Origin of the sequence: Acidovorax delafieldii 2AN, from assembly GCF_000175235.1 — a bacterium.
GTDB classification, from domain to species: domain Bacteria; phylum Pseudomonadota; class Gammaproteobacteria; order Burkholderiales; family Burkholderiaceae_C; genus Acidovorax; species Acidovorax delafieldii_B.
In genome coordinates, this window is record NZ_ACQT01000448.1 from 1 (window position 1) to 1799 (window position 1799).

Below are 1799 nucleotides of genomic sequence, written 5' to 3' on the forward strand. Positions count from 1 at the left end.
GGGGCAGGGCAGCGCCCATGCAAGCCGCGTGCTGCCCCGTGCCGCAGGCGATCTCCAGCGCGGTGCCGCGCGCAGGCAGCAGCGCCTGCAGCACCGACAGGATGGGGGCGCTGTTGCGCTCGGCGGCAGGGCTGTATTCGCGGGCGTCGGAGGACATTCTTGAATGAAATGGGCTTGTGGTGCTTGCGGGTGAAGCGCTTGCGGCTATGGGAAAAGGAGCGTTTCAAGAGGGGTGCGGTGGACAGGCCGTCTGCTTAAAACGCAGGCAATGCGTGGGATGCCCTTGAAAATCAAGGACTTGGCGCTGCCATACAGGACTTGTCCAGACTTATCCACACCATTGTCCAGCGCCAGCTGGGATAAACCGGCATCGGGCAGGCCGCGTGTGCTCAAAAATTGGGCGACGCAGGGGATTTCCTTGCAAATCAACGACTTGGCTGCGCCATACAGGACTTGTCAAAACTTATCCACATGATTGTCCAGCGTGGGTAGGGATAACCCTGTGCCGCCGCTGCGCTCCTCTGCGGGCCTATTCGGTCACCTTCACGCCCTTCCAGAACGCGACGCGGCCGCGGATCTGCTCGGCCTCGGGCTTCGGGTCAACATAGGTCCAGGCGGCGTCGGCGTTGAGCTCGCCGTTGATCAGCAGCGAGAGGTAGGTTGCCTGGCCCTTCCAGGGGCACATGGTCTTGTGGTTGCTGAAGGTGAAATATTCGCGCTTGAGTGCGCTTTCGGGAAAGTAGTGGTTGCCCTCCACCAGCACGGTGTCGTCGCTCTCGGCCACTACCACGCCGTTCCAGCTTGCTTTCATGGGGATTTCCTTTCTTTGCTATCCAAATGGGTTGCAGCGCTTGCCGATTGAGCGGTTGCAGCTATCAATTCATGAGTTTTTCACCCCGCACCCGGCCATGGCTTCCGGGCGCTGGCTGCCTGCCGGGCGTTCATGCGGGGCCGCTGGGTGGTCGCCGGGGCGGCTTCGCGCAGCCCGGCTGCAGGTCCGGCACGGCAGCGCCGCCCCAACCACGTTCATCGCACGGTCTCGACCGTGCCACCCCGCAGCACCATGGCATTACGCCACTGCGGCCTTGCGTTGTGTCTGAAAGGCCCGCGCCCTGCGCCGCCGCCGCACGTGACGGTCACGGCGGTGGCACAGGCCGGGGTTGCGACCTGTTGCAGGGCCATCGTGGGGCGTGCTTGCCGGGTGACGGCGCGCCCTCTGGCGGGAGGCGCTGCCATGGGACGGTGAACCCTCTAGTATGCAACGCCTCGGACCAACGCCGCTGCAAAACCCGGGGCGCAGCTCAGCTGAACAGTGCCTCGAAGCCGTGCTCCGGGGTGAATCGGCGTTCCCGGTAGTGCAGCCGCGTGGGGCCGGGCAGGGCGCGCTCGCGCACGGGGTGCAGGGCGTCGCCGGGGTAGCAGATCACGCGCACGCCGTCGTGGTCGAACGGCTCGGGCAGGATGACGGGCGGGGGCTGGCGGCGCGCGGCGTCCAGCACGCTGGCCACGCTGGCGTGGCGCGCCAGATGGGCCAGGCTCATGATTTGCGGTGGGGCCAGGTCGATGGCGCCATCGCGGTATTGCTCCAGCGCGGCGCGGGGCGCCAGCCACACGCTGTCGGTGGTTTCTTCGTCGTCGTGCCGTGCGGTCTGGCCAGCGGGGGCCTGGGCGACGAAGAAGCGGGTGTCGAAACGGCGCGTGCCCATGCTGGGTGCCAGCGGCGTGATCCAGCGCGACCACGGCGTGAGGTGCCGCGTCTGCAGCCGCAGACGCAGCGCCGACAGCACCTCGGCAAAAGG

The 1799-nt window shown here is 66.6% G+C and carries 2 protein-coding genes and 1 pseudogene; all 3 read right to left on the reverse strand.

Annotation, left to right across the window (positions count from 1 at the left end; translation table 11 throughout):
• The coding region (locus ACDELDRAFT_RS22090; RefSeq protein WP_005800909.1) for a DUF938 domain-containing protein at positions 1 to 157 on the reverse strand (157 nt) is incomplete at its 3' end.
• 372 nt (positions 158 to 529) lie between these two features.
• Positions 530 to 811 (reverse strand): DUF427 domain-containing protein, encoded by a 282-nt coding sequence (locus tag ACDELDRAFT_RS22095; RefSeq protein WP_005800910.1) that lies wholly within the window; start codon positions 809 to 811, stop codon positions 530 to 532.
• A 490-nt stretch (positions 812 to 1301) separates the two neighbouring features.
• Positions 1302 to 1799, reverse strand: a pseudogene (locus ACDELDRAFT_RS22100) (NUDIX hydrolase); the annotation flags it as partial.

Excerpts from the sequence above, each read along its gene's own strand:
- ACDELDRAFT_RS22095 (WP_005800910.1), bottom strand. The coding sequence starts at position 811 with ATGAAAGCAAGCTGGAACGGCGTGGTAGTGGCCGAGAGCGACGACACC.